The following is a 26,406-nucleotide window of genomic DNA, read 5'->3' as shown; positions in this document are numbered from 1 at the left end:
TTGGGAGTCGTGCATTGCATGACTTGAAAAAGAGAGGACCCCCATGACGATTCGAATCACCGCACTGGCACTGGCCGGCGCCTGTTCACTGCTGGCCGTTCCGATGGCCGCGAACGCGCAGGTCTCGGTCAACATCAACGTACCCGGCCTGGTCATGACGGCACCGCCGCCGCCACGCTACGAGCCCGCGCCGCCACCGCGCGGCGGCTTCGTCTGGGTGCCCGGCCGCTGGGCCTGGGACGGCCGCGCCTATGCATGGCAGCGAGGCAGCTGGCAGCCCGAGCGCGTGGGCTACGCCTACGCACCGGGCCGCTGGGTGGAAGACCGCGGCGGCTGGCGCTGGGCCGATGGCGACTGGCGCCGGCGCGAAGAGCGCCGCGAGCGCGAATGGAACGACGACCACCGCCGCCATTACCGTGGCGACGATCGCCGTGGACACGACCGCGACCGGGGCGACTTCTGCCCGCCCGGCCAGGCAAAAAAGGGCAACTGCTGACGGCAATGAAAAAGGGAGCCAGACGGCTCCCTTTTTTTGTGTCGGCCAGTCTGCCTACTTCGCGCGCCGCCGCTCGATGAACGCGATGATCTCGGGGCCGATCGATGAATGCCGAATCCGCTTTGCTGACGGCATCACGGCCATCGATCAGCAGGGAGGCAGGGGAAGACGCTCCGAGAACTCGATCCGGGTGGCGTCGTTGGACGGTTCTTCATCCACATAGCCGTTCGGAAGAGCGGCCGTTGCGCGTCCCAGTACATAGACATAGTCTCTGTTCGTTGACACGGGATTCAGGCAGCTTCCGGTCCGGAATGCCTGTGAAGCGCGCACCTCCACCGTACTGGCGGGAGCCAGCTCGTTGACCAGGCTGCAGCGCACGTCGAACAACAAGCCCTCGCCGGGGACACTGGGACCTGGCACCGGTTGACCCACATTCACGCCGGGGCATTTCAGGTTCTGGTCGATGGAAGTGATGGCGGCCTCCACATAGCCGTTGTACGTCCCCGCCTTGGTGCGGCCGTCAAAGTTCGTGTAGATCTGGATTCGCAGCTCGGTGCCGATCGGCAACGGCTTGGTGCCTGCATTGGTCAACTTCGCCGTGCCCAGTCCGAGGCTCGAGACCTGGGCGTCATACCCGGTGTATCCAGCTTGCGCATGCGACAAGGCCGCCGAAGCGGCCAGTGTGGATGCCAGGAAAACACGGACCATTGCCCGTGCCACTCCGACATCATGCAAGCGTGCGAACGTCTTCACTCTCATGATTGCACTCCCTTTGGTTGGTTGATTGGCTGGCCAAAACCAGCCGTCCAAATTCTAGTTCTGGCCCTGGATCGGGGAGCTCGAAACGAGGGTGATGCCGCCGCTGTCGGCACTCAAGAGGGCTGGCTGGACGCCCAAAAAAAAGGAGCCATGCGGCTCCTTTTTCTGCTTGATCGGGGTCTGTCTACTTCGCGCGCCGCCGCTCGATGAACGCGATGATCTCGCCCATGATCCCCTTGCGGAAGGCCAGCACGCAGATCACGAAGATCAGGCCCGTGACCATGGTCACCGACTCGCCCAGCGTGTTGAACCAATCGACCGTCGTGATGCGCGCGAGGAAGCTGCCGAGTTCGCCGATCTTGTTCTCCAGCAGCACCACCACAGCCGAGCCCACCAGCGGACCCGACAGCGTGCCGAGGCCGCCCACCAACGTCATCAGGATGACCTGGCCCGAAGCGGTCCAGTGCACGTCCGACAGCGTGGCAAAGCCCAGCACCAGCGTCTTGAGCGAACCGGCCAGGCCCGAGAGCGCGGCCGAGATCACGAAGGCCAGCAGCTTGAAGCGGTTCACGTCATAGCCCAGCGACAACGCGCGCGGCTCGTTCTCCTTGATGCCCTTGAGCACCTGGCCGAACGGCGAGTGGATGGTGCGCACGATCAGCAGGAAGGCGGCCACCACGATCACCAGCGCGACGTAGTACATCGTGAGGTCGCCCGACAGGTCGATCAGGCCGAAGAGCTTGCCGCGCGGCACGCCCTGCAGGCCGTCTTCGCCGCCGGTGAACTTGGCCTGCAGCGCGACGAAGAACATCATCTGCGCCAGCGCCAGCGTGATCATCGCGAAGTAGATGCCCTGGCGGCGGATGGCCAGCACGCCGAAGAGCCAGCCGAGCAATGCACCGGTGAGCGTGCCCGCGAGCAGCCCCAGCTCGGGCGTGAGGCCCCAGACCTTCATGGCATGCCCCGCCACGTAGGCCGAGCCGCCAAGAAAGGCCGCATGCCCGAAGGACAGCAGGCCGGTGAAGCCCAGCAGCAGGTTGAAGGCCGCGGCGAACAGCGCGAAGCACATGAGCTTCATCACGAACACCGGGTAGGCGCCGAAGAACGGCGCGACGATGAGCGCGAGCAGCAGCAGGCCGTAGACGACGGTGGAGATCTTTTTCATGTTCATGCCGTCCGCCTTATTTTTCTTTGCCGAACAGGCCGGCCGGACGGATGAGCAGCACGATGACCATGATCACGAACACGACGGTGGAAGAAGCCTCGGGATAGAAGACCTTGGTGAAGCCCTCGATCACGCCCAGGCCCAGGCCGGTGAGGATGGCGCCCATGATCGAGCCCATGCCGCCGATCACCACCACCGCGAACACCACGATGATGAGGTTCTGCCCCATCAGCGGCGACACCTGGATCACTGGTGCCGCCAGCACGCCGGCGAAGGCGGCGAGCGCGCAGCCGAAGGCATAGGTCAGCGTGATCATCAGCGGCACGTTGACGCCGAAGGCTTCCACCAGCCGCGGGTTTTCGGTGCCGGCGCGCAGATAGGCGCCCAGCCGCGTCTTCTCGATCACGTACCAGGTGGCGAAGCAGACCACGAGCGATGCGACGACCACCCAGGCCCGGTAGTTGGGCAGCACCATGAACCCCAGGTCGGTGGCGCTCGACAGCGCCTCGGGCGCGTCGTAGGCCAGGCCCGACACGCCATAGACCGAGCGGAACACGCCTTCGATCAGCAGCGTGAGGCCCAGCGTGAGCAGCAGGCCATAGAGGTGGTCGAGCTTGTAGATCCAGCGCAGCAGCAGCCGCTCGATCAGCACGCCGAAAAGGCCGATGACGATGGGCGCCGCCAGCAGCATCACCCAGTAGTTGATGCCGAAATATTCCATGGCCATCCAGGTGAGGATGGCGCCCATCATGAACAGCGCGCCGTGCGCGAAGTTGATGACGTTGAGCAGGCCGAAGATCACCGCGAGCCCGAGGCTCAGGATCGCGTAGAACGAGCCGTTGACCAGCCCCAGGAGGAGCTGGCTCAACAGGCCGGGTAGGGAAATGGTCATAAGCGTTTCAACGAACCCGGGCGCCGCGGCGACGCCCGCGGGAGATCATTTCCAGAGGGCGCACTTGCTCTCGGCCTTGGTCGTGAAGACTTCTTCACCCTTGAGCTTCTGGACCACCTTGTAGTAGTCCCAGGGCTGCTTCGATTCGGCCGGCGACTTGACCTGCACCAGGTACATGTCGTGCACGAAGCGGCCGTCGGCGCGCACGGTGCCCTTGGCGTAGAAGTCGTCGATGGGCGTCTTCTTGATGGTCTCCATGACCTTGTCGGCATCGACCGTCTTGGCGGCCTGCACGGCCTTCAGGTAGGTCATGGTGGCCGAGTAGTCGGCCGCCTGGATGTCGGTGGGCATGCGCTTGGTCTTCTCGAAGAAGCGCTTGCCGAAGGCGCGCGTCTTGTCGTCCAGGTTCCAGTCCCAGCTGGTGGTGAGCAGCAGGCCTTCGGTGTTCTTCAGGCCCAGGCTGTGCACGTCGGTCACGAACACCAGCAGGCCGACCATCTTCATGGTCTTGGTGATGCCGAATTCCTTGGCCGACTTGATGGCGTTCTGCGTGTCGCCGCCCGCATTGGCCAGAGCCAGCACCTGGGCCTTGGAGTTCTGTGCCTGCAGCAGGAAGGACGAGAAGTCGGAGGTGTTCAGCGGATGCTTCACGCTGCCCACCACGGTGCCGCCCTTTTCCTTCACGACGCGGCTGGCATCGGCTTCGAGCGCCTGGCCGAAGGCGTAGTCGGCCGTGAGAAAGTACCAGCTCTTGTCGCCACGCGCGATCACCGCGCTGCCCGTGCCCTTGGCCAGCGCCACGGTGTCGTAGGCGTAGTGCACGGTGTAGGGGCTGCACTGCTCATTGGTGAGCGCCGAGCTGCCCGCGCCGTTCACGATGAAGACGCGCTTTTTCTCTTGCGCCACCTTGGCCATGGCCAGGCCGGTGCTGGAGGTGGTGCCGCCGAACAGCATCGTCAGGCCCTGCGTGTCGATCCACTCGCGCGCCTTCGACGCCGCGATGTCGGCCTTGTTCTGGTGGTCGGCCTGCAGCAGCTCGATGGGCATGCCGTTGACCTTGCCGCCGAAGTCGTCGATGGCCATCTGGATGGCGATCGCACCGTTCTTGCCCTCCACGTCCGCGTAGAGGCTCGACATGTCGGTGATGAAACCGATCTTGACCTTCTCCTGGGCCTGCGCCGCGCCCGCCGCCATGAGGCAGGTGGCAACGAGGCAGGCGGAGGCGATGAGCGTGCGTTTCATGGAGTGATCCTCTTTTTTTGACTTCGATGGAAAGGTCTGCTGGCGCGGCTTCAGCCGTTTACTTCCAGAGCGCGCACTTGGTCTCGGCCTTGGTCGTGAAGACCTGGTCGCCCGGCAGCGTCTTGAGCACCTTCAGGTAGTCCCAGGGCTTCTTGGATTCGGCGGGCGACTTCACTTCGACCAGGTACATGTCGTGGATGAAGCTGCCGTCGGCGCGGATCTGGCCCTTGCCGTAGAAGTCGTCGATCTTCATGCTCTTGAGCTGCGCCATCACCTTGTCGGAGTCGGTGGTCTTGGCGGCGGCCACGGCCTTCAGGTAGGTCATGGTGGCCGAGTAGTCGGCGGCCTGCACGTCGGTCGGCATGCGCTTGGTCTTCTCGAAGAAGCGGTTGGCGAACTTGCGCGACTCGTCGTTCAGGTCCCAGTACCAGCTGGTGGTGTGCAGCAGGCCTTCGGTGTTCTTCAGGCCCAGGCTGTGGATATCGCTCAGGAAGACCAGCAGGCCGGCGGTCTTCATGGTCTTGTTGATGCCGAATTCCTTGGCGGCCTTGATCGAGTTGATGGTGTCGCCGCCGGCATTGGCCAGGCCCAGGATCTGCGCCTTGGAGTTCTGCGCCTGCAGCAGGAACGAGGAGAAGTCCGACGCGTTCAGCGGGTGGCGCACAGCGCCCACCACGGTGCCGCCCTTCTCCTTCACGACCTTGGTGGTGTCGGCTTCGAGCGCATGGCCGAAGGCGTAGTCGGCCGTCAGGAAGAACCAGCTCTTGCCACCGCGATCGACCACCGCGGCGCCCGTGCCCTTGGCCAGCGCCACGGTGTCGTAGGCATAGTGCACGGTGTAGGGGCTGCACTGCTCGTTGGTGAGCACCGAACTGCCGGCGCCGTTGTTGAAGTACACGCGCTTCTTTTCTTCCGCCACCTTGGCGGTGGCCAGCGCCACGCCCGAGTTGGTGCCGCCGAAGACCATCGTCACGCCAGCGGTGTCGATCCATTCGCGGGCCTTGGAGGCGGCGATGTCGGCCTTGTTCTGGTGGTCGGCCACCAGCAGCTCGATGGGTTGGCCCAGCGCCTTGCCGCCGAAGTCGTCGATGGCCATCTGGATGGCCGTGGCGCCGCCCTTGCCTTCCAGGTCGGCATACAGGCTCGACAGGTCGGTGACGAAGCCGATCTTCACTTTTTCCTGTGCCTGCGCGGCGCCTGCGCCCAATGCGAGGATGCCGATGGCGGTTGCGATGAGGCCGAGTTTCTTGTTCATGCTGTTGTCTCCTGAAGAAATCTTTGTGGGACGAAAGGAACGGGTCTTGTGGACTTGATGGGGTTCAAACGCCGAGCAGCTCGGTGAGCACCGGCATCTTGGCTTCGAGTTCGGCCGCGCCGAACTTCTCGACGATGCGGCCGTGCTCCATCACGTAGAAGCGATCGGCCAGCGGCGCCGCGAAGCGGAAGTTCTGCTCCACCATGACGATGGTGTAGCCCTTGGCGCGCAGCATGGTGATCATGCGGGCCAGCGCCTGCACGATGACGGGTGCGAGGCCTTCGGAAATCTCGTCGAGCAGCAGCAGCTTGGCGCCGGTGCGCAGGATGCGCGCCACGGCCAGCATCTGCTGCTCGCCGCCCGACAGGCGCGTGCCCTGGCTGTGGCGGCGCTCGGCCAGGTTGGGGAACATGGTGTAGATCTCTTCGACCGACATGCCCTGCCCCGCACCTTTCAGCTCGGGCGGCAGCATCAGGTTTTCTTCGCACGAGAGGCTGGCGAAGATGCCGCGCTCTTCGGGGCAATAGCCAATGCCCAGGTGCGCGATGCGGTGCGTCGGCAGGCTGATGGTTTCCTTGCCATTGACCTCGATGCTGCCCTTGCGCGCACCGGTCAGCCCCATGATGGCGCGCAGCGTGGTGGTGCGGCCCGCACCATTGCGGCCCAGCAGCGTGACGACCTCGCCCGGCTGCACGACCATGTCGACGCCGTGCAGCACATGCGATTCGCCGTACCAGGCTTGCAGGCCCTTGATTTCCAGTGCGGCGGTCATCAGTGGGCTCCCTGCAGCTGGCCGTCGGTGGTGCCCATGTAGGCCTCCATGACCTGCGGGTTCTTCGAGACCTCGGCGTACGGGCCTTCGGCCAGCACCGCGCCGCGCTGCAGCACCGTGATGGTGTCGGCGATGGTCGAGACCACGCTCATGTTGTGTTCGACCATCAAGATGGTGCGCCCCGCCGACACGCGCTTGATGAGTTCGGCCACGCGGTGCACGTCTTCGTGGCCCATGCCCTGCGTCGGTTCGTCCAGCAGCATCAGCTCGGGCTCCATGGCCAGCGTGGTCGCGATCTCGAGCGCGCGCTTGCGGCCATAGGGCAGGTTCACGGTCTGTTCGTCGGCGAGCTCTTCGAGGCCGACTTCAGCCAGCAACTCGCGTGCTCTGGCATCCAAGGGCTTGAGCGACTTCTCGCTCTTCCAGAAGTGGTACGAGGTGCCCAGCCGCCGCTGCAGGCCCAGCCGCACGTTCTCGAGCAGCGTGAGGTGCGGGAACACCGCCGAGATCTGGAACGAGCGGATGACGCCGCGCCGCGCGATCTGCGCGGGGCGCTCGCCCGTGATGTCCTGCCCATTGAAGAGGATCGTGCCGGTGGTCGGCTCGAGGAACTTCGTGAGCAGGTTGAAGCAGGTCGTCTTACCCGCACCGTTGGGACCGATGAGCGCGTGGATCGAACCACGCGCCACCGACAGGTTGACCTTGCTGACCGCGGTGAACCCTTTGAATTCCTTGGTGAGCTGGCGTGTTTCGAGAATGACGTCGCTCATCTCGCGAAGTCGCCCGGGTTCGGAAAAAAGAAGTCGGTCATGCGGTCCATCTTGGCGCGCCACCATGGAGCGCGGACCGATTGTTCGTGGGCGCCCTGCGCTTGCATACTGGGGCAAATGCCTATGCTGCACTGCAACCATTTCACGGTTCAGTCGCCTTCAGGCGGCGCGACTGTCGTCTCGACGACAAAGGGCAGGTTCGCGGCACCTTCGCGATGCAGCCAGGGCCACAACCACCACCGTCGGCTTGTTGCGCTTGCTGCGCCGACTTTCGTCCGGGAAATCACAGCACGCCGCCGCGCGAACGCCCACCTAAACTGCCGCCGGACCTTCCCACCAAAGCCGATGCACAGCCTCATGAACCGCCTGTTGTCGAACGCCATGTTCTTCGACGCTCACGCCGAAGCGCCCGCGGCCGACTGGACGCCATGACCGACTGGATGAACGACATCCCCCGTGCCATCGTGCAGGCGCAGCGCGCACTGCGCGCGAGCGTTCCCGATCTGCAATGGCGCTTTCTGCACGAGAACGAGTGGCTGCGCGACGAAGTGGCGCTGGTGCAAGCCGAGCAGGCGGCCGGCGGCGCGGTGCCCGAGATCGGCTATGCGGACATCGCGCAGGGCCGCGTGTCGGCGCGGCAGATCGAGCGCATTCGCCGGCGCGGCTGTGTGGTGGTGCGGGGCGTGTTCGATACCGCGCAGGTGCAGGCGTGGAACGAAGAGATCCATCACTACATCGACGACAACGGCTACTTCGAGTTGGCCCACGCGAAGGCCGGACTCGACAAGTACTTCAGCGCCCTGGCCTCGGGCCGGCCGCAGATCTTCGGGCTCTACTGGTCGCGCCCGCAGATGGAGGCACGCCAGGCCGAGACCATGGACCGCACGCGCGCCTTTCTCAACCGGCTGTGGACGTATGAGAAGAACGGCGTGCGCTTCTTCGACCCCGACCGGCAGGCGAACTACGCCGACCGCATCCGCCGGCGCGAGCCCGGCGATGCGACGCTGGGCCTGTCGCCGCACTCCGACGGCGGCTCGGTCGAGCGCTGGTGCGAGCCGAGCTTCAGGCCCGTGTACCGCGACGTCTTCGAAGGCGAGCTCGCACGCTTCGACCCTTTCGACGCCGAAGGCCGCATCGACACGCGCGAGATTCCCTCGCCCGCCGTGTGCTCGGCCTTTCGCACCTTCCAGGGCTGGACCGCGCTGTCGCGCCAGGGGCCGGGCGACGGCACGCTGCGGCTGGTGCCGGTGGCGCGCACCACGCCCTGGATGCTGCTGCGTGCCCTGCTGCCCGACGTGCCCGAAGGCAACCTCTGCGGTGCGCAGCCCGGCCGCGCACTCGGCGCCACGCCCGAATGGCACGCCACGCTGCGCGAGGGCCTGGTCTCGATTCCGCAGGTCGAGCCCGGCGACACCGTGTGGTGGCACCCCGACGTGATCCATGCGGTCGAAGACCATCACCGGGGCGGCGCGCACAGCAGCGTCATCTACATCGCCGCCGCGCCCTGGTGCAGGAGGAACCACGACTTCATGGCACGCCAGGCCCCTGCATTCCTGGCCGGCCGCAGCAGCCCCGATTTCGCGCCCGAAGACTACGAAGTGAACTTCAAGGGCCGCGCCCGACTCGACGATCTCACGACCCTTGGCAAGCGCCAGATGGGACTGTGTCCCTGGGATTGAAAGACACCGCCTTCCATGCCGAACTTCCGCTCTCCCGATTTCCTGACCGACCACATCCTGCACACGCTCGCGTTCTATGAACCACGCTGCCTCGACGCCTCGGGCGGCTTCTTCCATTTCTTCAAGGACGACGGCACGGTGTACGACAAGCGCACCCGCCATCTGGTGAGCAGCGCACGCTTCGTGTTCAACCATGCGATGGCCTACCGGCGCTTCGGCCGCCCGGAGCAGCTGGCGGCGGCGCGGCATGGCCTGGCCTTCCTGCAGCGCGCCCACGCGCAACCACAAGGCGGCTACGCCTGGCAGATCGACTGGCACGCGCAGCGCGCGACCGTGCAGGACGGCACGCAGCACTGCTATGGCCTGGCTTTCGTGCTGCTGGCGCATGCGCACGCGCTGATGGCCGGCATCGAAGAGGCGCACGCCGGCCTCGACCGCACCTGGCAGTTGATGGAGCAGCACTTCTGGGAGCCGAGGCACCAGCTCTACGCCGATGAAGCCACCGCCGACTGGCGCGTGAGCGCCTACCGCGGCCAGAACGCCAACATGCACGTGTGCGAGGCCATGATGGCCGCGTGGGAAGCCACGCAGCAAACCCGCTACCTCGACCGCGCGCTGACGCTGGCGGAAGCCGTCACGGGCCGGCAGGCCGCGCTGGCCGACGGGCTGGTGTGGGAACACTACCGCCAGGACTGGTCGGTCGACTGGGCCTACAACCGCGGCGACAAGACGAACATCTTCCGGCCCTGGGGTTTCCAGACCGGGCACCTGACCGAATGGGCCAAGCTGCTCCTGCAGCTCGAACGCCACCTGGCCACCGCAGACCGGCGGGCAGACTGGATCCTGCCGCGCGCCCGTCACTTCTTCGACACCGCCATGTTCCGCGGCTGGGACGCCGACAACGGCGGCCTGGTGTACGGCTTCGGACCCGATGGCGCGGTGTGCGATGCCGACAAGTACTTCTGGGTGCAGGCCGAGAGCTTCGCCGCCGCCGCCCTGCTCGCGGTGCGCACCGGAGAGGCGAGCTACTGGAACTGGTACGACAGCATCTGGGCCTACAGCTGGGCGCATTTCGTCGATCACCGGTATGGCGCCTGGTACCGCATCCTCACGCCGCAGAACCAGAAGATCAGCGACGAGAAGAGCCCGGCCGGCAAGACCGACTACCACACGATGGGCGCGTGCTACGACGTGCTGAAGGCGCTGGGCGACGCCGCGAGGTAGCGAGGCCACCGAGACAGCGGCCTTCACGATTCGCACAAATCTTGTGCGGCTGCGCATCTACACCGCGGCGCCGCCGGTTTGTACGCTTCGTGGCTTCTTTCACTCGCTCAGAGAAGCCGCATGAAGCACCCCAGCATCCGCGCCATCACCGGCGCACTGCCAACGACCCGCCTCGATCCCGCCACCACGGCGTTGGTCGCGATCGATTTCCAGAACGAATACTTCGACGGGCGCATGCCCATTCCCGATGGCCTGGCGGCACTGCGGCAGGCCCGGCGCCTGATCGACTGGGCCGACCGGCACGCGATGCCGGTGTTCCACGCGCAGCACCTGGCGCCGGCGGACAGTCCGATCTTTGCCGAGGGAAGCAAGGCCTTCGACATTCATGCCGAGCTGCGTCCTGCGCCTAGCCACGTCGTGCTGACGAAGGCAACGCCGAGTGCCTTCGCGGGCACACCGCTCGAAGCGGCGCTGCAGGCGCGAGGCATCAAGACGCTGGTCCTGACCGGGCTCATGACGCACATGTGCGTGTCGGCCACCGCCTTCGATGCGGCACCGCGCGGCTACCAGAGCCTCATCGTGAGCGATGCCTGCGCGACGCGCGACCTGGATCTGGACGACGGCGGCCTGCTGGGCCACCGCGAGCTGCATCGCGCGGCGCTGCGTGGCGTGTCGGACGTCGTGGCCGAAGTGCGCACCACGGACGACGTGCTGCGCCTGCTGGATGCCGGAGTCGAATCGGTGCCCGCCGCCGCGCTGAACTGATCGGCCAGCGCATTGCCGCAGGCAGCTCAGTCGTTGCCGTCTTGGCCGGATGACGACAGGTAGCGCGCGGCGGCGAAATCGACGAAGGCGCGCACCTTGGGCGACAGGTGCCTGTTCTGCGGATAGAGCGCGTAGAGCTTCAGCGGCTGCTGGCGAAAGTCCGGCAGCACGCGCACCAGCTCGCCCCGCGCGACATGCTCGCGCACGAGGAACACCGGAGACGCCGCGATTCCCGTGCCGGCAAGCGCGGCCGCACGCAGCACGATGCCGCTGTTGGCCTGCAATCGGCCGCCCACATCGACCGTGTGCACGCTGCCGTCTTCGGCGGTAAAGCTGGGTTGCCCGGCCTTGCCCGCCAGCGAATAGTTGAGGCATTCGTGCGCCGCCAGGTCAGCGGGTACCACAGGGGTTCCGTGCCGCTGAATATAGGCAGGCGCGGCCACCCACCATTCCTCGAAGCTGGCCAGCCGCTTGACGATCAGCGTCGAGTCCGAGAGCGAATAGGCCAGGCGCAGGCCCACGTCGAACCCCTCTTCGATCAGGTCGACGAAGCGGTCGTTGCAAACGAGGTCGACCTTGACCCGGGCATGCGCATCGAGAAAGTCGGGCAGCCATTGCGCCAGCTCTTCCAGGCCGAACGACATCGGCGCGTTGATGCGCAGCAGGCCCGTCGGCTCGACCTGGTGCTGCGCAACGAGCAGCGCCGCCGCTTCGACCTGGTCGAGGATCTGCCGGCTGTGCTCGTAGTAGGTCTGGCCGGCCTGCGTGAGCGCAAAGCGCCGCGTGGTGCGGTTGAGCAGTTGCACGCCCAGCGAGGCTTCGAGCTGCTTGACGTGGCGCGAGACGACCGTGTGCGAGACATCCATCGCCTCGGCCGCGGCCGTGAAGCCGCCGGCCTCCACGACCGCGCAAAAGGCCTTCATGGCGGCAAGTTGATCCATGTGCGGGGCTCTGGGCTCTTTGCTTCGAAAGAAACCCCCAGGGTTCTCGAAGAAGCCTGGGGGTTGCGATGGGTGACGGGAAAGCGCGTGGTGGTCAGTGCGCGCCGGCTGCGGCGTCGCCGCCCGCGCCGCCCTTTTGCGGCTTGGCCAGCCACACCAGCGGAATCAGCAGCAGGAACAGGATCGCCGAGGCATAGAAGATGTCGTTCGTGGCCAGCATGTAGGCCTGCTGGTCGACGATGCGATTCATCTGCCCTAGCACCTGGTCGGTGCTGAAGCCATTGCTGGCGAGCCCGGCCATGGCACTGGTGGCCGTGTTGTTGCCCTGGTTGATCGTCTCCGCAAGCTGCGAGTGGTGCAGCGTCGCGCGGTTGTCCCACAGCGTGGTCGTGAGCGACGTGCCCATGGCGCCGGCCGTGATCCGCAGGAAGTTCGACAGGCCCGAGGCGGCGGGGATGCGATCGGGCGTCAGGCCCGAGAGCGTCAGCGTCACCAGCGGGATGAAGAAGAACGCCATGGCAATGCCCTGGATCACGGTCGGGATGATGATCGTGCCGAAGTCGGCCTGGGTGTTGAAGTTCGAGCGCATCCACAGCACCAGCGCGAACACCAGGAACGAGAACGTGGCATAGCGGCGCGGATCGACCTTGCCCACCGTGAGCCCCACCACCGGCGACAGGAAGATCGCCAGCAGCCCCACGGGCGCCATGATCATCCCCGCCTGCGTGGCGGTGTAGCCCATCCATTGCTGCAGCCACAGCGGCAGCAGCACCACGTTGCCGAAGAACAGGCCGTAGGCCACGGCCGTTGCCACGGCGCCCGACCAGAAGTTGCGGCGCTTGAACAGCGACAGGTCGACCACCGGGTGCTTGTCGGTCAGCTCCCAGATCAGGAAGAACCCGAAGCCGACCACCGCCACCACGGCCATCGCGACGATCTGCGGCGAATGGAACCAGTCGAGCTCCTTGCCCTTGTCGAGCATCAGCTGCAGCGAGCCGACCCACAGCACCAGCAGCGCCAGGCCGATGGCGTCGATGGGCACCTTGTGCGTGACGCTCTCTCGCTTGTGATAGAGCGCCCACGTGATGGAGGCCGCGACGATGCCGACCGGGATGTTGATGTAGAAGATCCACGGCCACGAGATGTTGTCGGTGATCCAGCCGCCGAGCAGCGGCCCCATCACCGGCGCGACCAGCGTGGTCATGGACCACATCGCCATTGCCAGGCCGGCCTTGGCCTTCGGATAGCTCGACAGCAGCAGCGTCTGCGACAGCGGGATCATCGGCCCCGCGACGAAGCCCTGCAGCGCGCGGAACAGGATCAGCGTGGTCATGTTCGGCGCCAGGCCGCACAGCAGCGAGCTGATCATGAACAGGATCACGCTGGCCATGAACAGGCGGACCTGCCCGAAGCGCTGCGTCATGAAGCCGGTGAGCGGCACCGCGATGGCGTTGGCCACCGCGAAGCTGGTAATGACCCAGGTGCCTTGCGTGGTGCTCACGCCAAGGTCGCCCGAGATGGCGGGCAACGACACGTTCGCGATCGACGAATCGAGCACGTTCATGAAAGTTGCCGCGGACAGCGCAACCGTACCCCAGACGCGGGCGGCGCCTTCGAGCGGTGGATGCGCAACGTATGCAGGAGCGGCGGTGGCCATTGCGGTCGCGCGAGCTGTTGTGTTTGTGTGGCGGGGTTACCCGGTGCAGGCGCGGGCGATCAGCCCGGCTGCCCCGACACGGCCACCGACGCCGCACCAGGCGCGGCCGTCGGTGCGGCCGAGCCCTTCGACGGAGCCGACGGGCTCGACGGAGCGACGGCCGGCGCGCTGCGCCCGATGTTGGCCGCGACGATGCGCTCCACTTCGGCATCGGCGCCGCGGTCGAGCTGGCTGTACACCGCCGTCTGCGTCAGCGCGGTGGGGCGCGGCGCGTCGGCGAGCATCTTGCCGCTCTTGGACGAGATGTCGATCTCGGCGTCCATCGACAGGCCGATGCGCAGCGGGTTGGCCTTGAGCTGCTCGGGGTCGAGCGCGATGCGCACCGGCACGCGCTGCACCACCTTGATCCAGTTGCCGGTGGCGTTCTGCGCAGGCAGCAGCGCGAACGCACTGCCGGTGCCCACGCCCAGGCCCGCGACCTTGCCGGTGTACTCGACCTTCTTGCCGTACACGTCGGCCGTGAGCTTCACGGGCTGGTCGATGCGGATGTTGCGCAGCTGCACTTCCTTGAAGTTGGCGTCGACCCACAGCTGGTTGAGCGGCACGATCGACATCATCGGCGTGCCGGCGGCCACGCGCTGGCCGAGCTGCACGGTGCGCTTGGCGACGTAGCCGTCGACCGGTGCGGGCATGGCCACGCGCTGCGTGGCCAGGTAGGCCTCGCGCACCTTGGCGGCGGCAGCCAGCACGCTCGGGTGCTGGGCCACGCTGGTGCCTTCGGTCAGCGACTGGTTGCTGACCAGCGCTTCCTTCGCAGCGACCACGCCGGCCTGCGCCGCTGCGAGCGCGCTCTTGGCGGTGTCCAGCTGCGTCTCGGCGTGGTTGAGTTCTTCCTTCGACACGGCGCCGTTGCCCGACAGCGCGCGGCGGCGTTGCAGGTCGTCCTGTGCCTTGGCAATGTCGCTCTGCGCCTTCACGATGTCGGACTGGCGCAGCGTGACTTGCGCGGCCAGCGAGCCGTTGTTGGCGTACAGCGTGCGCACCTGGCGCACGGCCTGCGCGAGCGCGGCTTCGGCCTGCTCCAGCGCCACCTTGGCGTCGGCGGGGTCGAGCTGCACGAGCGGCTGGCCGGCCTTCACGAAGTCGGTGTCGTCGGCGCTGATGGCCATGACGGTGCCGCCGATCTGCGGCGTGATCTGGATGACGTTGCCCTGCACGTAGGCGTTGTCGGTGTCCTCGTAGTGGCTGGCGACCAGCCATTCATAGAGGCCCCAGCCGCCGCCGGCGACGATCACCACGGCCGCCAGCGCGGTCAGCGCGCGGCGGCGCTTGCCGTTGCCGGCAGGTGCTTCAGGTGCAACAGAGGCTGCGGAAGCAGCGGGCGTCGGAGTGTTGTTATCGCTCATGGTGAAGTTCTTTCCGAAGACGAGGAAGTCGGGTCAGTTCAATTCAGTTCGTTGCAACGGCGGGGGCCGATGCGGTGGCCGTGGCCGGAGGCTGCCAGCCGCCGCCCAGGGCGCGCGCCAGTGCCACCTGCGTGTCGAGCGCGCGCGCGGCGAGATCGACGGCCAGCCGGCGCTGTGCGAGCACGGCGGTTTCGGCCGTCAGCACGTTGAGGTAGTTGCCCAGGCCCGCGCGATAGCGCTGCACGGCAATGTCGTAGGCGCCTTCGGCGGCCGTTTGCGCGGCGCGCTGTTCGGCCTGCTGGCGGGTGATCGATTGCGCGCTCGTGACCTGGTCGGCCGCGTCGCGCACGGCGTCGAGCACCGTGGCGTTGTAGCTTTCGATGGCCACGTCGAGGTCGGCCGACTTGCCGCGCAGGTTGGCGCGCAGCTTGCCGCCTTCGAAGATCGGCAGGCTGATGGCCGGGCCCACGCCCCACTGCTCGCTGCCGGACTTGAGCAGCTTGCCGAAGCCCAGACTCTGGAAGCCGACAAAGGCCGTGAGGTTGACGTTCGGATAGAACAGCGTCTTGGCATTGGCCACGTCGCTCGTGGCCGCCTCGACACGCCAGCGCGCGGCGGCAATGTCGGCGCGGCGGCCGAGCAGGTCGGCGGGAATGTTGGCTTGCAGCGCCATCGGCTTGACGCCGGCCAGTACGGGCGGCTTCAGCGATTGGGACACGCTGGGCTGGCCCACGAGCGCGTCGAGCGCGTGCTGCTGCAGCGCGATCTGCTCGTTGAGCGCTTCGATCTGCTGGCGGGCTTCGGGCAGGCCGCCTTCGCTCTGGCGCAGTTCGAGGCGGGTGTCGAGGCCGGCGGACACGCGGTCGCGCACGAGCTTGAGGGTTTCGTCGCGCTGCGCCAGCGTGCGGCGGGCCACCGTGAGCTGGTCGTTCAGGCGCGCCCACTGGAAGTAGCTGCGCGCCACATTGCTCGCGAGCAGCACGCGCGCCGCGTCGGCATCGGCGGCGGCGGCGTTGGCCGAACCGATGGCCGCGTCGAGCGCGCTGCGGTTCTTGCCGAAGAAGTCGAGCTCCCAGCTCGCGCCGAGCTGCAGCAGCCCGATGTTCTGGATCGAGCCACCCAGCGGTGCGGGGTAGATGTAGTTGCTGTTGAACTTCTGGCGGTTCAGGTCCAGCTCGCCATTGACCTTCGGCTTGAGGGCCGAATCGGCGATGTCCGCCGAGGCTTGCGCGCGCACGAGGCGCGCACGTGCCACCTGCAGGTTCGGGTTGCCGGCAACGGCCTGGTCGATCAGCGTGTTGAGCTGCGCATCGCCGAAGGCGAGCCACCACTGGCTGTCGAGGCGCGACACCGTGGCGGCGGCCGGGTCCGCGGCGATGCCGAGCGACGAGGCGTCGCGCAGCTTGGCCTGCGAGCCGATGCCGGCCATGTCGGCACAGCCGGCCAGCGCGACCACCAGCAACGCAGCGGCCACGACGGGAGTGCGACGCAGCGCGCGCACGGCGAGGGAATCAGTCATTTTTATCTCCACGGGCCGCGAGGGCCTGCGCGTTGTCGAGGATGCGACGCAAGTAGCCCTTGAGCTGCACCCATTCTTCGGTGGTAAAGCCTGCAAGATGTTCGTTCTGCACACGGCTGAGCACGTACGGCACTTCCTTGGCGGCGGCACGGCCCTCGTCGGTGAGTTCGATGTTGACCACGCGGCGGTCTTCGAGCGACCGCACGCGACGGCACAGGCCCTTGGCTTCCAGGCGGTCGAGCAGGCGCGTCATGGCGCCGGTATCGAGCTCGCAGGCGCGGGCCAGTTCGGCCACGGTGGTCGCCGCGCCGATGTGCAATTTGTAGAGAGGCACCCATTGCGGGTAGGTCGGGCTGCCGGGCTCGCACATGCGGGTTTCCACCGACTGCCCCACCGCCGTCACGATGCGGCGCATCAGATACCCGATGCTTTCTTCTGCCCGATAGTTCTCGGCGCGGTAGAAGATGTGCGGGCGACGCTCCGCTTCGGCGGAGGCCGGCGGTGTTTCGGGAGTGTTGGCATCGCTCATGGCCGAAATATTAGTTGCCGCGGCAGTTATTGTCAAGGCTGCCTTTGTAGGGGCAAGGGCTCGCTAGAATTGGCCCATGGCTTCTACCCCACCGTCTTCCATGGCCAAGGGCTCGCCCCGGTCGCTGTCGGGCCTGAGCCCTTTTCTTCGCCCCTACCGTGTCCAGATCGTGCTGGCGGGCCTCTTTCTGGTGATGGCGGCGGTCACCACGCTGGTTTTTCCTATCGCCTTGCGCAGTCTGATTGACGGTGGCTTGATCAACCCCGACAAGGGCGCGCAGACCATGGCGCTGCGCGAGCACTTCGGCGCCCTCTTCGCGGTGGCCGTCGCGCTGGGCCTTTTCTCGGCAGCGCGCTTCTATACGGTGAGCTGGCTCGGCGAGCGCGTGACCGCCGACATCCGCAACGCGGTCTACGGCCACGTGCTGAAGCAGAGCCCGGCGTTCTTCGAGACGACCCAGACAGGCGAAGTGCTGTCGCGCCTGACGGCCGACACCACGCTGGTCCAGACGGTCGTCGGTTCTTCGCTGAGCATGGGGTTGCGCAACGCCGTGATGGGCGTCGGCGCGCTGGCGGTGCTGGTCTGGACCAATCCTTACGTGATGGTGCAGGTGCTGGGCATCCTCGTGCTGGTGGTGCTGCCGAGCATGTGGTTCGGCCGCCGCGTGCGCAAGCTGTCGCGCGCCAGCCAGGACCGCGTGGCGGACTCCAGCGCCATCGCTGCCGAAGTGCTGAATGCGATCCCGGTGGTGCAAAGCTACACGGCCGAAAGCCGCGAGGCGGCCCGCTTCGATGCGTCGACCGAGAACGCCTTTCGCACCGCCGTGCGCCGGACCAGGGCGCGGTCGGTGCTGGTGGCATTCATCATCATCGCCACATCGGCGGCCCTGCTCTGGGGCCTGTACCAGGGCACGCAGGCCGTGCTGCGCGGCGACATCACGGCCGGCCACCTGGGCCAGACCGTGGTCTACGTCGCGATTCTGGCCAGCGCCACAGCCGTGCTCGGCGAGGTCTACGGCGACCTGCTGCGCGCCGCCGGCGCGACCGAGCGCCTGATGGAACTGCTGCACGCACCCACGGCGATCTTCTCGCCCAAGACGCCGGCCGTCACGGCCATCCCCGCCGCGGGCAGTGCCATCCGGTTCGATGCCGTGACCTTCCACTACCCGTCGCGCCCCGGCACGCCGGCGCTGCGCGACTTCAGCCTGGACGTGGCTCCGGGCGAGACGGTGGCATTGGTGGGGTCGAGCGGTGCCGGCAAGAGCACCGTCTTCCAGTTGCTGCTGCGCTACTACGACCCGCAGTCGGGCCGCCTGCTGCTCGACGGCACGCCGCTCGCCTCCCTCGCCCTGGACGACCTGCGCACGCGCATCGGCCTTGTGCCGCAGGACGCGGTGATCTTCTCGACCAGCGCCTTCGAGAACATCCGCTACGGCCGCCCCGATGCGACAGCCGACGAAGTGCATGCCGCCGCCCGCGCCGCCTTCGCTCACGACTTCCTGCAGGCCCTGCCCGAGGGCTACGACACCTTCCTCGGCGAGCGCGGCGTGCGCCTGTCGGGCGGCCAACGCCAGCGCATTGCGATCGCACGCGCGATCCTGAAGAACCCGCCGCTGCTGTTGCTCGACGAAGCCACCAGCGCGCTCGATGCGGAAAGCGAACGCATGGTGCAAGCCGCACTTGAATCGGCAATGGAAGGCCGCACCACGGTTGTGATTGCGCACCGGCTGGCCACTGTGCAGAAGGCTGACCGCATCGTGGTGCTGGACCACGGCGGCATCGTCGAACAGGGGACGCATGCGGCGCTGGTCGCACAGGGTGGCGTGTACGCACGCCTCGCGGCGCTTCAGTTCACGGCCTGAACACCTTGCCTAGCCTGGACCGGAGGCCGGCCGAGCCGATTACTGCAGTGTTTCCTTGAGCGCCGCAGGAATCGGCAGCGGTATCACCGCAATGCCTTCATCGAGCAGCGCTTCGGTCTGCTCGGGCGTCGCTTGGCCACGAATGCCGCGCTCTTCAGTCTCGCCATAGTGCATCTTGCGAGCCTCGTCGGCGAAACGATCGCCGACGTCCTCGGTCTTTGCCATGACCTCACGCACGGCGCGCATCCAGCGGGCTTCGGGCGACAGAGGCGCAGGAACGTTCGAAGAAGACGTGGCAGATGGTGCTGCCGTGGCCGCCTCTTGCGGCGCCTTGGCATTGCCGAGATTGAGGCGCGGCGCGCTCAACAGCTTGACGACGGCGGTGTCGCCGCAGACCGGGCATTCGACCAGCCCGCCGGCCAATTGCGTCTCGAAGGCCTCGTTGGACGCAAACCAGCCCTCGAAGCCGTGGCCATGCGTACAGCGGAGATCGAGAACCTTCATGCGCGGATTATCCCGCGCCGCCTTGCGACGGCAGCGCTTGCCAGTCCAGAGCCCATGCGCCCGACAGAACGTTCTGCAGCCAGAGCGTGCAGGTCAGCGTCTTGGCATCGGTCACGGTGCCATCGCGGCACCAGCCGGCCAACTCGGCGGGCGTTGCCGTGAACACATCGAGAAACTCGCCGTGATCGAGCTGGCGCTCACCGAGCGTGAGCCCACGGGCAAAGTAGATGTGAATGATCTCGGTCGAGTACGCCACCGCCAGATGCATGGCGCCGGCATGGGCCCACTCGCGTGCGGTGTAGCCGGTTTCTTCGAGCAGTTCGCGCCGGCCGCAAACGAAGGGGTCTTCACCCGCATCCAGCTTGCCCGCCGGAAACTCGACCATCACATGCCCGACCGGGTAGCGAAACTGGCGCTCCAGCACCACGCGACCATCGTCGAGCATCGGAATCACCACCACGGCACCCGGGTGCACCACGTACTCGCGCGTGGCGCTGTGGCCATCGGGCAGGCGGATGGTGTCGCGCCGGGCCTCCAGGAACTTGCCCTTGAACAGCTCCTCGCGGCTCGTGAGCTCTTCCTTCAGATGCGAATCGGTGGTGTCGATGGGCGAAGAAGTCATGTCGGTCAGTGCCTGTGCTTCATCAAATAGCGCCAGGTGAACCCTGGAAAGGCCAGCACGATGAAGAGCGCGCCGGTCACCGCATAGAACTCCCAGCCCTGCGGTGCTATCTGCCCTGCCCTGCGCTCGAACAGCAGGCCGACGCCGCCGGCCAGAAAGTACAAGACCACCAGTTCGGCGAAGCGCACCGCGAGCGATTTCGGTCGGCTCGGCAACGGCACGGCGCCGAACAGGCGGTCGTTGAAGAACGGCAGGTTGGCGGCCACCAGGGCCACCAGCAACACAACCCAGACCGACGCGGTTTGCGACACCGGGTGCGCTGCGTCAGTGAGCCAGCGTGGCCACGATCGCGTCGTAGCAGAGCGTCATCAGGCCGCCGGGCACGATGCCCAGGATCAGGATGAGTGCACCGTTGATCGTGAGCACGGTGCGCACGTCACGCGGTGCCGACACGGTGGTGGCCGTGACGGGTGCGTCGAAGTACATCACCTTGACCACGCGCAGGTAGTAGAACGCGCCGATCAGCGACATCATCACGGCGAACACCGCCAGGCCGATGTAGATGGCCTGGCCCGAGGCGATCAGCGCCTGCAGCACGGCCAGCTTGGCGTAGAAGCCGACCAGCGGCGGCAGGCCAGCCAGCGAGAACATCGCGATGGCCATCACGCCAGCGTACAGCGGGCTGCGCTGGTTCAGGCCTGCGAGGTCGGTGATCTCTTCGCTCTCGAAGCCTTCGCGTGCCAGCAGCAGGATGATGCCGAAGCTGGCCAGCGTGGTCAGCACGTAGGTCACGATGTAGAACATCGAGGCGCTGTAGGCGTACTGCGCGTTGTAGGTGCCCTGGTGGTCCGAGCCGGCGACCAGACCGAGGAGCATGAAGCCCATCTGCGAGATCGTCGAATAGGCCAGCATCCGCTTCAGGTTGCTCTGCGCAATGGCGGCCAGGTTACCGACCAGCAGCGAAGCGATGGCGAGCACGGCCAGCATCTGCTGCCAGTCGATGGCCAGCGGCTGCAGGCCGTCGACCAGCAGGCGGATGATGATCGCGAAGGCGGCCAGTTCGGGCGCCGCGCCGATCAGCAGCGTGATCGCCGTCGGTGCGCCCTGGTAGACGTCGGGCACCCACATGTGGAAAGGCGCAGCCCCCACCTTGAATGCCAGGCCGGCCACGATGAACACCAGGCCGAACACCAGCACCTGGTGGTTCACCTTGCCGCTCGCGATGGTCTTGAACACTTCATTGACGTCGAGCGAACCGGTGGCGCCGTACATCATCGACAGGCCGTAGAGCAGGAAGCCGCTGGCCATCGCGCCGAGCACGAAGTACTTCATGGCGGCTTCGCTGGCGATCGCGTTGTCGCGACGCAGCGCGACCAGCGCGTAGCTCGATAGCGTGAGCAATTCGAGGCCCAGGTAGATCAGCAGGAAGTTGCTGCCCGAGATCATCACGAACATGCCCAGCAGCGCGAACATGCTCATCGTGAACATTTCGCCGCCGCGCAGCATGTCGCGGTCTGCCGCATAGGGACGGCCGTAGACCAGCGTGACCATCAGGGCCAGGGTGGCGAAGCACTTGAGCCAGTTGCCCATCGGGTCGCTGACGACCATGCCGCCGAAGCCGTAGATGGTCTTGGCGTCGAGGGCCTGCAGGCCCGACAGCACGGCGACCACGGCCAGCGTGAGCAGCGTCAGCACATAGGTGCGGGTACGGCGATGGCTCGTAGTGGACAGGTCGACCAGCGCAATGATGCAGGTCATGACCAGCAGCACGATTTCGGGGTAGATCGTGACCCAGCTGAGTTTGTCAATCATCTAGTTCTCTTCTTCAGCGTGGAATCAGGGCAGCTTCGAAATCGCCGTGTGGCGCAGGAGCCCGCTCACCGAAGCGTCCATCGCATCGGTGAAAGGCTTCGGATACAGGCCCATCCACAGCACGGCAATGGCGAGCAGCGACAGCATCAGGAATTCGCGGGCATTGATGTCCTTGAGTTCCTTGACGTGATCGTTGCCGACCGGGCCGAGGTACACGCGCTTGTACATCCAGAGGGTGTAGGCCGCGCCGAAGATCAGCGCGGTGGCAGCGCCAAGGCCGATCCAGAAGTTGGCCTTGACGGCACCCAGGATCACCATCCACTCGCCCACGAAACCAGCGGTGCCCGGCAGGCCGCAATTGGCCATGGCGAACAGCAGCGCGAACGCGGCGAACTTGGGCATGGTGTTGACCACACCGCCGTAGTCGGCGATCTGGCGCGAGTGCACGCGGTCATACAGCACGCCGATGCCCAGGAACATGGCGCCCGACACGAAGCCGTGGGCAATCATCTGCACGATGCCGCCGGACACGCCCAGCTCGTTGAAGATGAAGAAGCCGAGCGTCACGAAGCCCATGTGGGCCACCGACGAGTAAGCCACCAGCTTCTTCATGTCCTGCTGCACCAGCGCAACCAGGCCCACGTAGATCACGGCGATCAGCGACAGCGCGATCATGAGCCAGGCCCACTCATGCGACGCATCGGGGGCAATGGGCATCGAGAAACGCAGGAAGCCGTAGGCACCCAGCTTCAGCATGATCGCGGCCAGCACGGCGGAACCACCAGTGGGCGCCTCGACGTGCACGTCGGGCAGCCATGTGTGGACTGGCCACATCGGCACCTTAACGGCGAAGGCCGCAAAGAAGGCGAAGAACAGGAAGGTCTGCGCGGTCGAGCCCAGCGGCAGCTTGTGCCATGCCAGGATATCGAAGCTGCCGCCCGACTTGTTGTACAGGAAGATCAGCGCCACCAGCATCAGCAGCGAGCCGAGCAAGGTGTACAGGAAGAACTTGAACGCCGCGTAGATCTTGTTCGGGCCACCCCAGATACCGATGATCAGGTACATCGGGATCAGCGTGGCTTCGAAGAAGACGTAGAACAGCACGCCGTCAAGCGCGGCGAACACGCCGATCATGAAGCCCGACAGGATCAGGAACGCGCCCATGTACTGGTTCACGCGCTCGGTGATCACTTCCCAGGCGGAAATGACGACGATGACCGTGATGAACGAGGTCAGCAGCACCAGCCAGAGCGACAGGCCGTCGATCCCGAGGTGATAGTTGACGTTGAAACGCGAGATCCAGCTCGTCTTCTCGACGAACTGCATGGCGGCGGTACCGTTCTGGAAGCGCGTGAACAGCGGCACCGTGACCAGGAAGCTCACGATGGCACCGACGAGCGCGACCCAACGCACGCCCTTGGCATGCTCGTCGCGGCCAAACGCCAGCAGCACGGCGCCGAATGCGATCGGCACCCAGATGGCAAGGCTCAACAAACCCATTTTTCTTTTTCTCCAGCGTTCAGGCTCAGCGTTTGAACCAGACGAAGTACGTCATCAGGATGAAGATGCCGAGCAGCATCGCGAAGGCGTAGTGATAGATGTAGCCCGACTGCATCCAGCGCACCACACCCGAAATACGGCCGATCACTTTCCACGAACCGTTGACGACGGCACCGTCGATCAGTGCCTGGTCGCCGCCCTTCCAGAGGCCGGTACCCAGCGCACGCGTGGCGCGGGCGATGACGTTCTCGTTGAACCAGTCCATGTAGTACTTGTTCTCGAGCAGGCGGTAGATCGGTCCGCAGGCGCGCTTGATGGCGGCCGGCAGTGCCGGGTTCTTCATGTACATGTACCAGGACAGGACCACGCCAGCCAGCGCCAGCCAGAACGGTGCGGCCTGCAGGCCGTGGATGGCCATGGCCACCGGACCGTGGAAGGCTTCTTCGAGTTCCTTCATCGCGTGGTGCTTGCTGACGTCCACGAAGATCGCGTTCTTGAAGAACTCGCCGAACAGCATCGGCTCGATCGTCATGAAGCCAATCACCACCGAGGGGATCGCCAGCAGCACCAGCGGCAGCCAGACCACCATCGGCGACTCGTGCGGCTTGTGGTCGTGGTGACCATGGCCGTGATCGTCGCCATGGCCGTGGTCGTCATGGTGGGCGTCGGGGTTCTGGTCGTAGCGCTCTTCGCCATGGAAGACCAGGAAGTACATGCGGAACGAATAGAACGCCGTGATGAACACGCCGGCCAGCACCGCGTAGTACGCGAAGTTCGCGCCCCACAGGTGGCTTTCGTGGACCGCTTCGATGATGCTGTCCTTCGAGTAGAAGCCGGCGAAGAACGGCGTACCGATCAGCGCGAGCGAACCCAAGAGCGACGTGATCCAGGTGATCGGCATGTACTTGCGCACGCCACCCATCCAGCGGATGTCCTGGTTGTGGTGCATGCCGATGATGACCGAGCCCGCACCGAGGAACAGCAGCGCCTTGAAGAACGCGTGCGTCATCAGGTGGAACACCGCGACCGAGTAGGCCGAGGCACCGAGCGCCACCGTCATGTAGCCGAGCTGCGAGAGCGTCGAGTACGCGACCACGCGCTTGATGTCGTTCTGGATGATGCCCAGGAAGCCCATGAACAGCGCGGTGATGGCACCGATCACGAGGATGAAGCTCAGGGCCGTGTCGCTCAGCTCGAACAGCGGCGACATGCGCGCCACCATGAAGATGCCGGCCGTCACCATGGTTGCCGCGTGGATCAGCGCCGAAATGGGGGTCGGGCCTTCCATCGAGTCGGGCAGCCACACGTGCAGCGGGAACTGGGCGCTCTTGCCCATCGCGCCGATGAACAGGCAGATGCAGATCACCGTGATGAGCATCCACTCGGTGCCCGGGAAGGTGATGCCTGCCAGCGTGCCGGCCTTGGCGAAGGCTTCGGTGTAGTTCAGCGTGCCGGCATAAGCGGCGATGAGGCCGATGCCGAGGATGAAGCCGAAGTCGCCCACGCGGTTGACCAGGAAGGCCTTCATGTTCGCGAAGATCGCGGTCGGCTTGTTGAACCAGAAACCGATCAGCAGGTACGACACCAAGCCCACCGCTTCCCAGCCGAAGAACAGCTGGAGCATGTTGTTGCTCATGACGAGCATCAGCATCGAGAAGGTGAACAGCGAGATGTACGCGAAGAAGCGGTTGTAGCCGTCGTCTTCTTCCATGTAGCCGATGGTGTAGATGTGGACCATCAGCGACACGAAGGTCACGACGCACATCATCATGGCCGTGAGGCCGTCGACCATGAAGCCGACTTCCATCTTCAGGCCGCCCACGACCATCCACTCGTAGAGCGTGGCGTTGAAGCGGGCACCGTCGACCACCACGCTCTTGAGCGTCATGGCCGAGATGATGAAGGCGACCAGCACGCCCAGGATGGTCAGCGAATGCGTGACCTTGCGGCCGATGTGATTGCCGCCGAACTTCGTACCGAACAGGCCTGCGACGGCAGCGCCGACCAGGGGTGCCAGCGGCACGGCCAGCAAGGTGGATGCGGAAAGGGTTGCGCTCATGTTGCTGTCAACCCTTGAGCGAGTTGAGTTCGTCGACGTTGATGTTCGACTTGTTGCGGAACAGCAGCACCAGCAGCGCCAGCCCGATGGCCGACTCGGCCGCAGCCACCGTCAGGATGAAGAACACGAAGATCTGGCCGTGCATGTCACCCAGGAAATGCGAGAACGCCACGAAGTTCATGTTGACCGCGAGCAGCATCAGCTCGATGGCCATCAGCAGAACGATCAGGTTCTTGCGGTTCAGGAAGATGCCGATCACTGACAGCGCGAAAAGCATCGCGCCGAGCGAAAGAAAGTGTCCGAGCGTGAGCGTCATGCCTTGTTTTCCTTTGCCGCGTCCGCAGGTGCTGCTTCAACCACGGGTTCGGCCGCGCGCGTTGCCGGCATCTGCACGATGCGCACGCGGTCACGTGCCTTCACGCGAACCTGGTCGGCCGGATTGGTGTACTTGCTGTCCTTGCGCGTGCGCAGCGTCAGCGCAATGGCGGCCACGATGGCCACGAGCAGGATGACGGCGGCAATTTCGAGCGGATACAGATATTGCGAATACAGCAGCTTGCCGAGTTCGAGCGTGTTCGAGCTGTCCGCGGCCATCGCGCCGCTGGGTGCACGTGCTTCGCCGAGGCGGAAGCCGCCCATCAGCACGGCCGCCATTTCGAGCGCGATCAGTGCACCCACGCCTGCTGCCAACGGAAAGTGCTTCCAGAAGCCCTCTCGCAAGCTGTCGACGTTGATGTCCAGCATCATCACCACGAACAGAAACAGCACCATCACGGCACCGACATACACGAGCACGAGCGAGATCGCGAGGAACTCGGCGCGCAGCAGCAGCCAGATGGCCGATGCCTGGAAGAAGGCCAGAACCAGGTACAGCGCGGCGTACACAGGGTTGCGGGCGGTGATGACGCGGAAGGCTGCAAACAGCAGCACCACGGCAAACAGATAGAACAGACCGGTCTTGACGTCCATTGGAATTC

General features: G+C 65.6%; 25 protein-coding genes. 5 read left to right on the top strand and 20 right to left on the bottom strand.

Annotated features, from left to right (window positions below; translation table 11 throughout):
• Positions 1-43 precede the first annotated feature (43 nt).
• On the top strand, positions 44-496 hold the full coding sequence (locus BLQ28_RS12150; RefSeq protein ID WP_093239327.1) for a YXWGXW repeat-containing protein: 453 nt from the start codon (positions 44-46) through the stop codon (positions 494-496).
• A gap of 147 nt (positions 497-643) precedes the next feature.
• On the opposite strand, the gene BLQ28_RS12145 is transcribed toward BLQ28_RS12150, so the two are convergent.
• From BLQ28_RS12145 to BLQ28_RS12115, 7 genes are all read right to left on the bottom strand, one after another.
• Positions 644-1,255, bottom strand: a complete 612-nt coding sequence (locus BLQ28_RS12145; RefSeq protein ID WP_143012475.1) for a hypothetical protein — start codon at positions 1,253-1,255, stop codon at positions 644-646.
• Positions 1,256-1,439: 184 nt separating this feature from the next.
• Positions 1,440-2,426 (bottom strand): branched-chain amino acid ABC transporter permease, encoded by a 987-nt coding sequence (locus BLQ28_RS12140; RefSeq protein ID WP_176801072.1) that lies wholly within the window; start codon positions 2,424-2,426, stop codon positions 1,440-1,442.
• A 10-nt stretch (positions 2,427-2,436) separates the two neighbouring features.
• Complete coding sequence (locus tag BLQ28_RS12135) at positions 2,437-3,312, bottom strand: branched-chain amino acid ABC transporter permease (protein ID WP_093239324.1); 876 nt, start codon at positions 3,310-3,312, stop codon at positions 2,437-2,439.
• A gap of 45 nt (positions 3,313-3,357) precedes the next feature.
• Entirely contained in the window at positions 3,358-4,506 is a 1,149-nt protein-coding gene (locus BLQ28_RS12130; protein ID WP_256327269.1) for an ABC transporter substrate-binding protein, read from the bottom strand.
• Positions 4,507-4,612: 106 nt separating this feature from the next.
• Entirely contained in the window at positions 4,613-5,809 is a 1,197-nt protein-coding gene (locus tag BLQ28_RS12125) for an ABC transporter substrate-binding protein (protein ID WP_093239321.1), read from the bottom strand.
• Between the two features lie 64 nt (positions 5,810-5,873).
• Positions 5,874-6,581, bottom strand: coding sequence for an ABC transporter ATP-binding protein (locus BLQ28_RS12120; RefSeq protein WP_093239319.1), 708 nt, complete (start codon positions 6,579-6,581; stop codon positions 5,874-5,876).
• Positions 6,581-7,351 (bottom strand): ABC transporter ATP-binding protein, encoded by a 771-nt coding sequence (locus BLQ28_RS12115; protein WP_093239318.1) that lies wholly within the window; start codon positions 7,349-7,351, stop codon positions 6,581-6,583. The genes BLQ28_RS12120 and BLQ28_RS12115 overlap by 1 nt, the downstream gene beginning before the upstream one ends.
• Before the next feature lie 428 nt (positions 7,352-7,779).
• Here BLQ28_RS12115 and BLQ28_RS12110 point away from each other — a divergent pair, with 428 nt between their 5' ends.
• From BLQ28_RS12110 to BLQ28_RS12100, 3 genes are all read left to right on the top strand, one after another.
• Positions 7,780-9,030, top strand: coding sequence for a YbiU family protein (locus BLQ28_RS12110; protein WP_093239316.1), 1,251 nt, complete (start codon positions 7,780-7,782; stop codon positions 9,028-9,030).
• 15 nt (positions 9,031-9,045) lie between these two features.
• The gene (locus tag BLQ28_RS12105; protein WP_093239315.1) at positions 9,046-10,254 is read left to right on the top strand and encodes an AGE family epimerase/isomerase; all 1,209 of its coding nucleotides are present in this window, start codon (positions 9,046-9,048) and stop codon (positions 10,252-10,254) included.
• Between the two features lie 120 nt (positions 10,255-10,374).
• Positions 10,375-11,019, top strand: coding sequence for a cysteine hydrolase family protein (locus BLQ28_RS12100; protein WP_093239313.1), 645 nt, complete (start codon positions 10,375-10,377; stop codon positions 11,017-11,019).
• Positions 11,020-11,045: 26 nt separating this feature from the next.
• On the opposite strand, the gene BLQ28_RS12095 is transcribed toward BLQ28_RS12100, so the two are convergent.
• From BLQ28_RS12095 to BLQ28_RS12075, 5 genes are all read right to left on the bottom strand, one after another.
• Positions 11,046-11,960, bottom strand: a complete 915-nt coding sequence (locus tag BLQ28_RS12095) for a LysR family transcriptional regulator (RefSeq protein WP_093239312.1) — start codon at positions 11,958-11,960, stop codon at positions 11,046-11,048.
• A 94-nt stretch (positions 11,961-12,054) separates the two neighbouring features.
• Positions 12,055-13,617, bottom strand: coding sequence for a DHA2 family efflux MFS transporter permease subunit (locus BLQ28_RS12090; RefSeq protein WP_093239310.1), 1,563 nt, complete (start codon positions 13,615-13,617; stop codon positions 12,055-12,057).
• Positions 13,618-13,676: 59 nt separating this feature from the next.
• Positions 13,677-15,023, bottom strand: coding sequence for an HlyD/EmrA/EmrK family protein (locus BLQ28_RS12085; RefSeq protein WP_093239309.1), 1,347 nt, complete (start codon positions 15,021-15,023; stop codon positions 13,677-13,679).
• A 43-nt stretch (positions 15,024-15,066) separates the two neighbouring features.
• Complete coding sequence (locus BLQ28_RS12080) at positions 15,067-16,542, bottom strand: efflux transporter outer membrane subunit (RefSeq protein WP_093239307.1); 1,476 nt, start codon at positions 16,540-16,542, stop codon at positions 15,067-15,069.
• Positions 16,535-17,071 carry a MarR family winged helix-turn-helix transcriptional regulator gene (locus tag BLQ28_RS12075; RefSeq protein ID WP_093239306.1) on the bottom strand — a complete coding sequence of 179 codons (537 nt, stop codon included), beginning with the start codon at positions 17,069-17,071 and terminating at the stop codon, positions 16,535-16,537. The genes BLQ28_RS12080 and BLQ28_RS12075 overlap by 8 nt, the downstream gene beginning before the upstream one ends.
• A gap of 76 nt (positions 17,072-17,147) precedes the next feature.
• On the opposite strand from BLQ28_RS12075, the gene BLQ28_RS12070 reads away from it, so the two are divergent.
• Positions 17,148-18,932, top strand: coding sequence for an ABC transporter transmembrane domain-containing protein (locus tag BLQ28_RS12070; protein WP_093239304.1), 1,785 nt, complete (start codon positions 17,148-17,150; stop codon positions 18,930-18,932).
• A gap of 39 nt (positions 18,933-18,971) precedes the next feature.
• Here BLQ28_RS12070 and BLQ28_RS12065 read toward each other — a convergent pair whose 3' ends face one another.
• From BLQ28_RS12065 to BLQ28_RS12030, 8 genes are read right to left on the bottom strand one after another with little or no spacing between them, the layout of a single operon-like run.
• Positions 18,972-19,436 (bottom strand): DUF1178 family protein, encoded by a 465-nt coding sequence (locus BLQ28_RS12065; protein WP_093239303.1) that lies wholly within the window; start codon positions 19,434-19,436, stop codon positions 18,972-18,974.
• 7 nt (positions 19,437-19,443) lie between these two features.
• Positions 19,444-20,058 carry an NUDIX domain-containing protein gene (locus tag BLQ28_RS12060; RefSeq protein ID WP_176801071.1) on the bottom strand — a complete coding sequence of 205 codons (615 nt, stop codon included), beginning with the start codon at positions 20,056-20,058 and terminating at the stop codon, positions 19,444-19,446.
• 5 nt (positions 20,059-20,063) lie between these two features.
• Positions 20,064-20,369 (bottom strand): DUF2818 family protein, encoded by a 306-nt coding sequence (locus tag BLQ28_RS12055; protein ID WP_093239300.1) that lies wholly within the window; start codon positions 20,367-20,369, stop codon positions 20,064-20,066.
• Between the two features lie 13 nt (positions 20,370-20,382).
• The gene (nuoN, locus tag BLQ28_RS12050; protein ID WP_093239298.1) at positions 20,383-21,870 is read right to left on the bottom strand and encodes an NADH-quinone oxidoreductase subunit NuoN; all 1,488 of its coding nucleotides are present in this window, start codon (positions 21,868-21,870) and stop codon (positions 20,383-20,385) included.
• A gap of 24 nt (positions 21,871-21,894) precedes the next feature.
• Positions 21,895-23,370: an NADH-quinone oxidoreductase subunit M gene (locus tag BLQ28_RS12045; protein ID WP_093239297.1), complete on the bottom strand. Its 1,476-nt coding sequence runs from the start codon at positions 23,368-23,370 to the stop codon at positions 21,895-21,897.
• Positions 23,371-23,395: 25 nt separating this feature from the next.
• On the bottom strand, positions 23,396-25,429 hold the full coding sequence (nuoL, locus tag BLQ28_RS12040; RefSeq protein ID WP_093239295.1) for an NADH-quinone oxidoreductase subunit L: 2,034 nt from the start codon (positions 25,427-25,429) through the stop codon (positions 23,396-23,398).
• 7 nt (positions 25,430-25,436) lie between these two features.
• Positions 25,437-25,745: an NADH-quinone oxidoreductase subunit NuoK gene (gene nuoK / locus BLQ28_RS12035; RefSeq protein ID WP_019653383.1), complete on the bottom strand. Its 309-nt coding sequence runs from the start codon at positions 25,743-25,745 to the stop codon at positions 25,437-25,439.
• Positions 25,742-26,398 (bottom strand): NADH-quinone oxidoreductase subunit J, encoded by a 657-nt coding sequence (locus tag BLQ28_RS12030; protein WP_093239294.1) that lies wholly within the window; start codon positions 26,396-26,398, stop codon positions 25,742-25,744. The genes nuoK and BLQ28_RS12030 overlap by 4 nt, the downstream gene beginning before the upstream one ends.
• Between the last annotated feature and the right edge of the window lie 8 nt (positions 26,399-26,406).

Source organism: Variovorax sp. EL159 (assembly GCF_900100965.1).
Classification (GTDB): Bacteria; Pseudomonadota; Gammaproteobacteria; order Burkholderiales; family Burkholderiaceae_C; genus Variovorax.
The sequence above is the reverse complement of the archived record's forward strand: the minus strand, read 5'-3'. Positions and strand labels throughout refer to the sequence as shown.

Bases quoted from the DNA above. Each gene is read 5' to 3' on its own strand.
- BLQ28_RS12075 (WP_093239306.1), bottom strand. From the start codon at position 17,071: ATGAGCGATGCCAACACTCCCGAAACACCGCCGGCCTCCGCCGAAGCG.
- BLQ28_RS12095 (WP_093239312.1), bottom strand. From the start codon at position 11,960: ATGGATCAACTTGCCGCCATGAAGGCCTTTTGCGCGGTCGTGGAGGCC.
- BLQ28_RS12135 (WP_093239324.1), bottom strand. From the start codon at position 3,312: ATGACCATTTCCCTACCCGGCCTGTTGAGCCAGCTCCTCCTGGGGCTG.
- BLQ28_RS12145 (WP_143012475.1), bottom strand. From the start codon at position 1,255: ATGAGAGTGAAGACGTTCGCACGCTTGCATGATGTCGGAGTGGCACGG.
- BLQ28_RS12085 (WP_093239309.1), bottom strand. From the start codon at position 15,023: ATGAGCGATAACAACACTCCGACGCCCGCTGCTTCCGCAGCCTCTGTT.
- BLQ28_RS12030 (WP_093239294.1), bottom strand. From the start codon at position 26,398: ATGGACGTCAAGACCGGTCTGTTCTATCTGTTTGCCGTGGTGCTGCTG.
- BLQ28_RS12100 (WP_093239313.1), top strand. From the start codon at position 10,375: ATGAAGCACCCCAGCATCCGCGCCATCACCGGCGCACTGCCAACGACC.
- BLQ28_RS12150 (WP_093239327.1), top strand. From the start codon at position 44: ATGACGATTCGAATCACCGCACTGGCACTGGCCGGCGCCTGTTCACTG.
- nuoN (WP_093239298.1), bottom strand. From the start codon at position 21,870: ATGATTGACAAACTCAGCTGGGTCACGATCTACCCCGAAATCGTGCTG.
- nuoK (WP_019653383.1), bottom strand. From the start codon at position 25,745: ATGACGCTCACGCTCGGACACTTTCTTTCGCTCGGCGCGATGCTTTTC.
- BLQ28_RS12120 (WP_093239319.1), bottom strand. From the start codon at position 6,581: ATGACCGCCGCACTGGAAATCAAGGGCCTGCAAGCCTGGTACGGCGAA.
- BLQ28_RS12125 (WP_093239321.1), bottom strand. From the start codon at position 5,809: ATGAACAAGAAACTCGGCCTCATCGCAACCGCCATCGGCATCCTCGCA.
- BLQ28_RS12080 (WP_093239307.1), bottom strand. From the start codon at position 16,542: ATGACTGATTCCCTCGCCGTGCGCGCGCTGCGTCGCACTCCCGTCGTG.
- BLQ28_RS12115 (WP_093239318.1), bottom strand. From the start codon at position 7,351: ATGAGCGACGTCATTCTCGAAACACGCCAGCTCACCAAGGAATTCAAA.
- BLQ28_RS12060 (WP_176801071.1), bottom strand. From the start codon at position 20,058: ATGACTTCTTCGCCCATCGACACCACCGATTCGCATCTGAAGGAAGAG.
- nuoL (WP_093239295.1), bottom strand. From the start codon at position 25,429: ATGAGCGCAACCCTTTCCGCATCCACCTTGCTGGCCGTGCCGCTGGCA.
- BLQ28_RS12110 (WP_093239316.1), top strand. From the start codon at position 7,780: ATGACCGACTGGATGAACGACATCCCCCGTGCCATCGTGCAGGCGCAG.
- BLQ28_RS12065 (WP_093239303.1), bottom strand. From the start codon at position 19,436: ATGAAGGTTCTCGATCTCCGCTGTACGCATGGCCACGGCTTCGAGGGC.
- BLQ28_RS12090 (WP_093239310.1), bottom strand. From the start codon at position 13,617: ATGGCCACCGCCGCTCCTGCATACGTTGCGCATCCACCGCTCGAAGGC.
- BLQ28_RS12070 (WP_093239304.1), top strand. From the start codon at position 17,148: ATGGCTTCTACCCCACCGTCTTCCATGGCCAAGGGCTCGCCCCGGTCG.
- BLQ28_RS12105 (WP_093239315.1), top strand. From the start codon at position 9,046: ATGCCGAACTTCCGCTCTCCCGATTTCCTGACCGACCACATCCTGCAC.
- BLQ28_RS12140 (WP_176801072.1), bottom strand. From the start codon at position 2,426: ATGAACATGAAAAAGATCTCCACCGTCGTCTACGGCCTGCTGCTGCTC.
- BLQ28_RS12045 (WP_093239297.1), bottom strand. From the start codon at position 23,370: ATGGGTTTGTTGAGCCTTGCCATCTGGGTGCCGATCGCATTCGGCGCC.
- BLQ28_RS12130 (WP_256327269.1), bottom strand. From the start codon at position 4,506: ATGGCGGCGGGCGCGGCGCAGGCCCAGGAGAAGGTCAAGATCGGTTTC.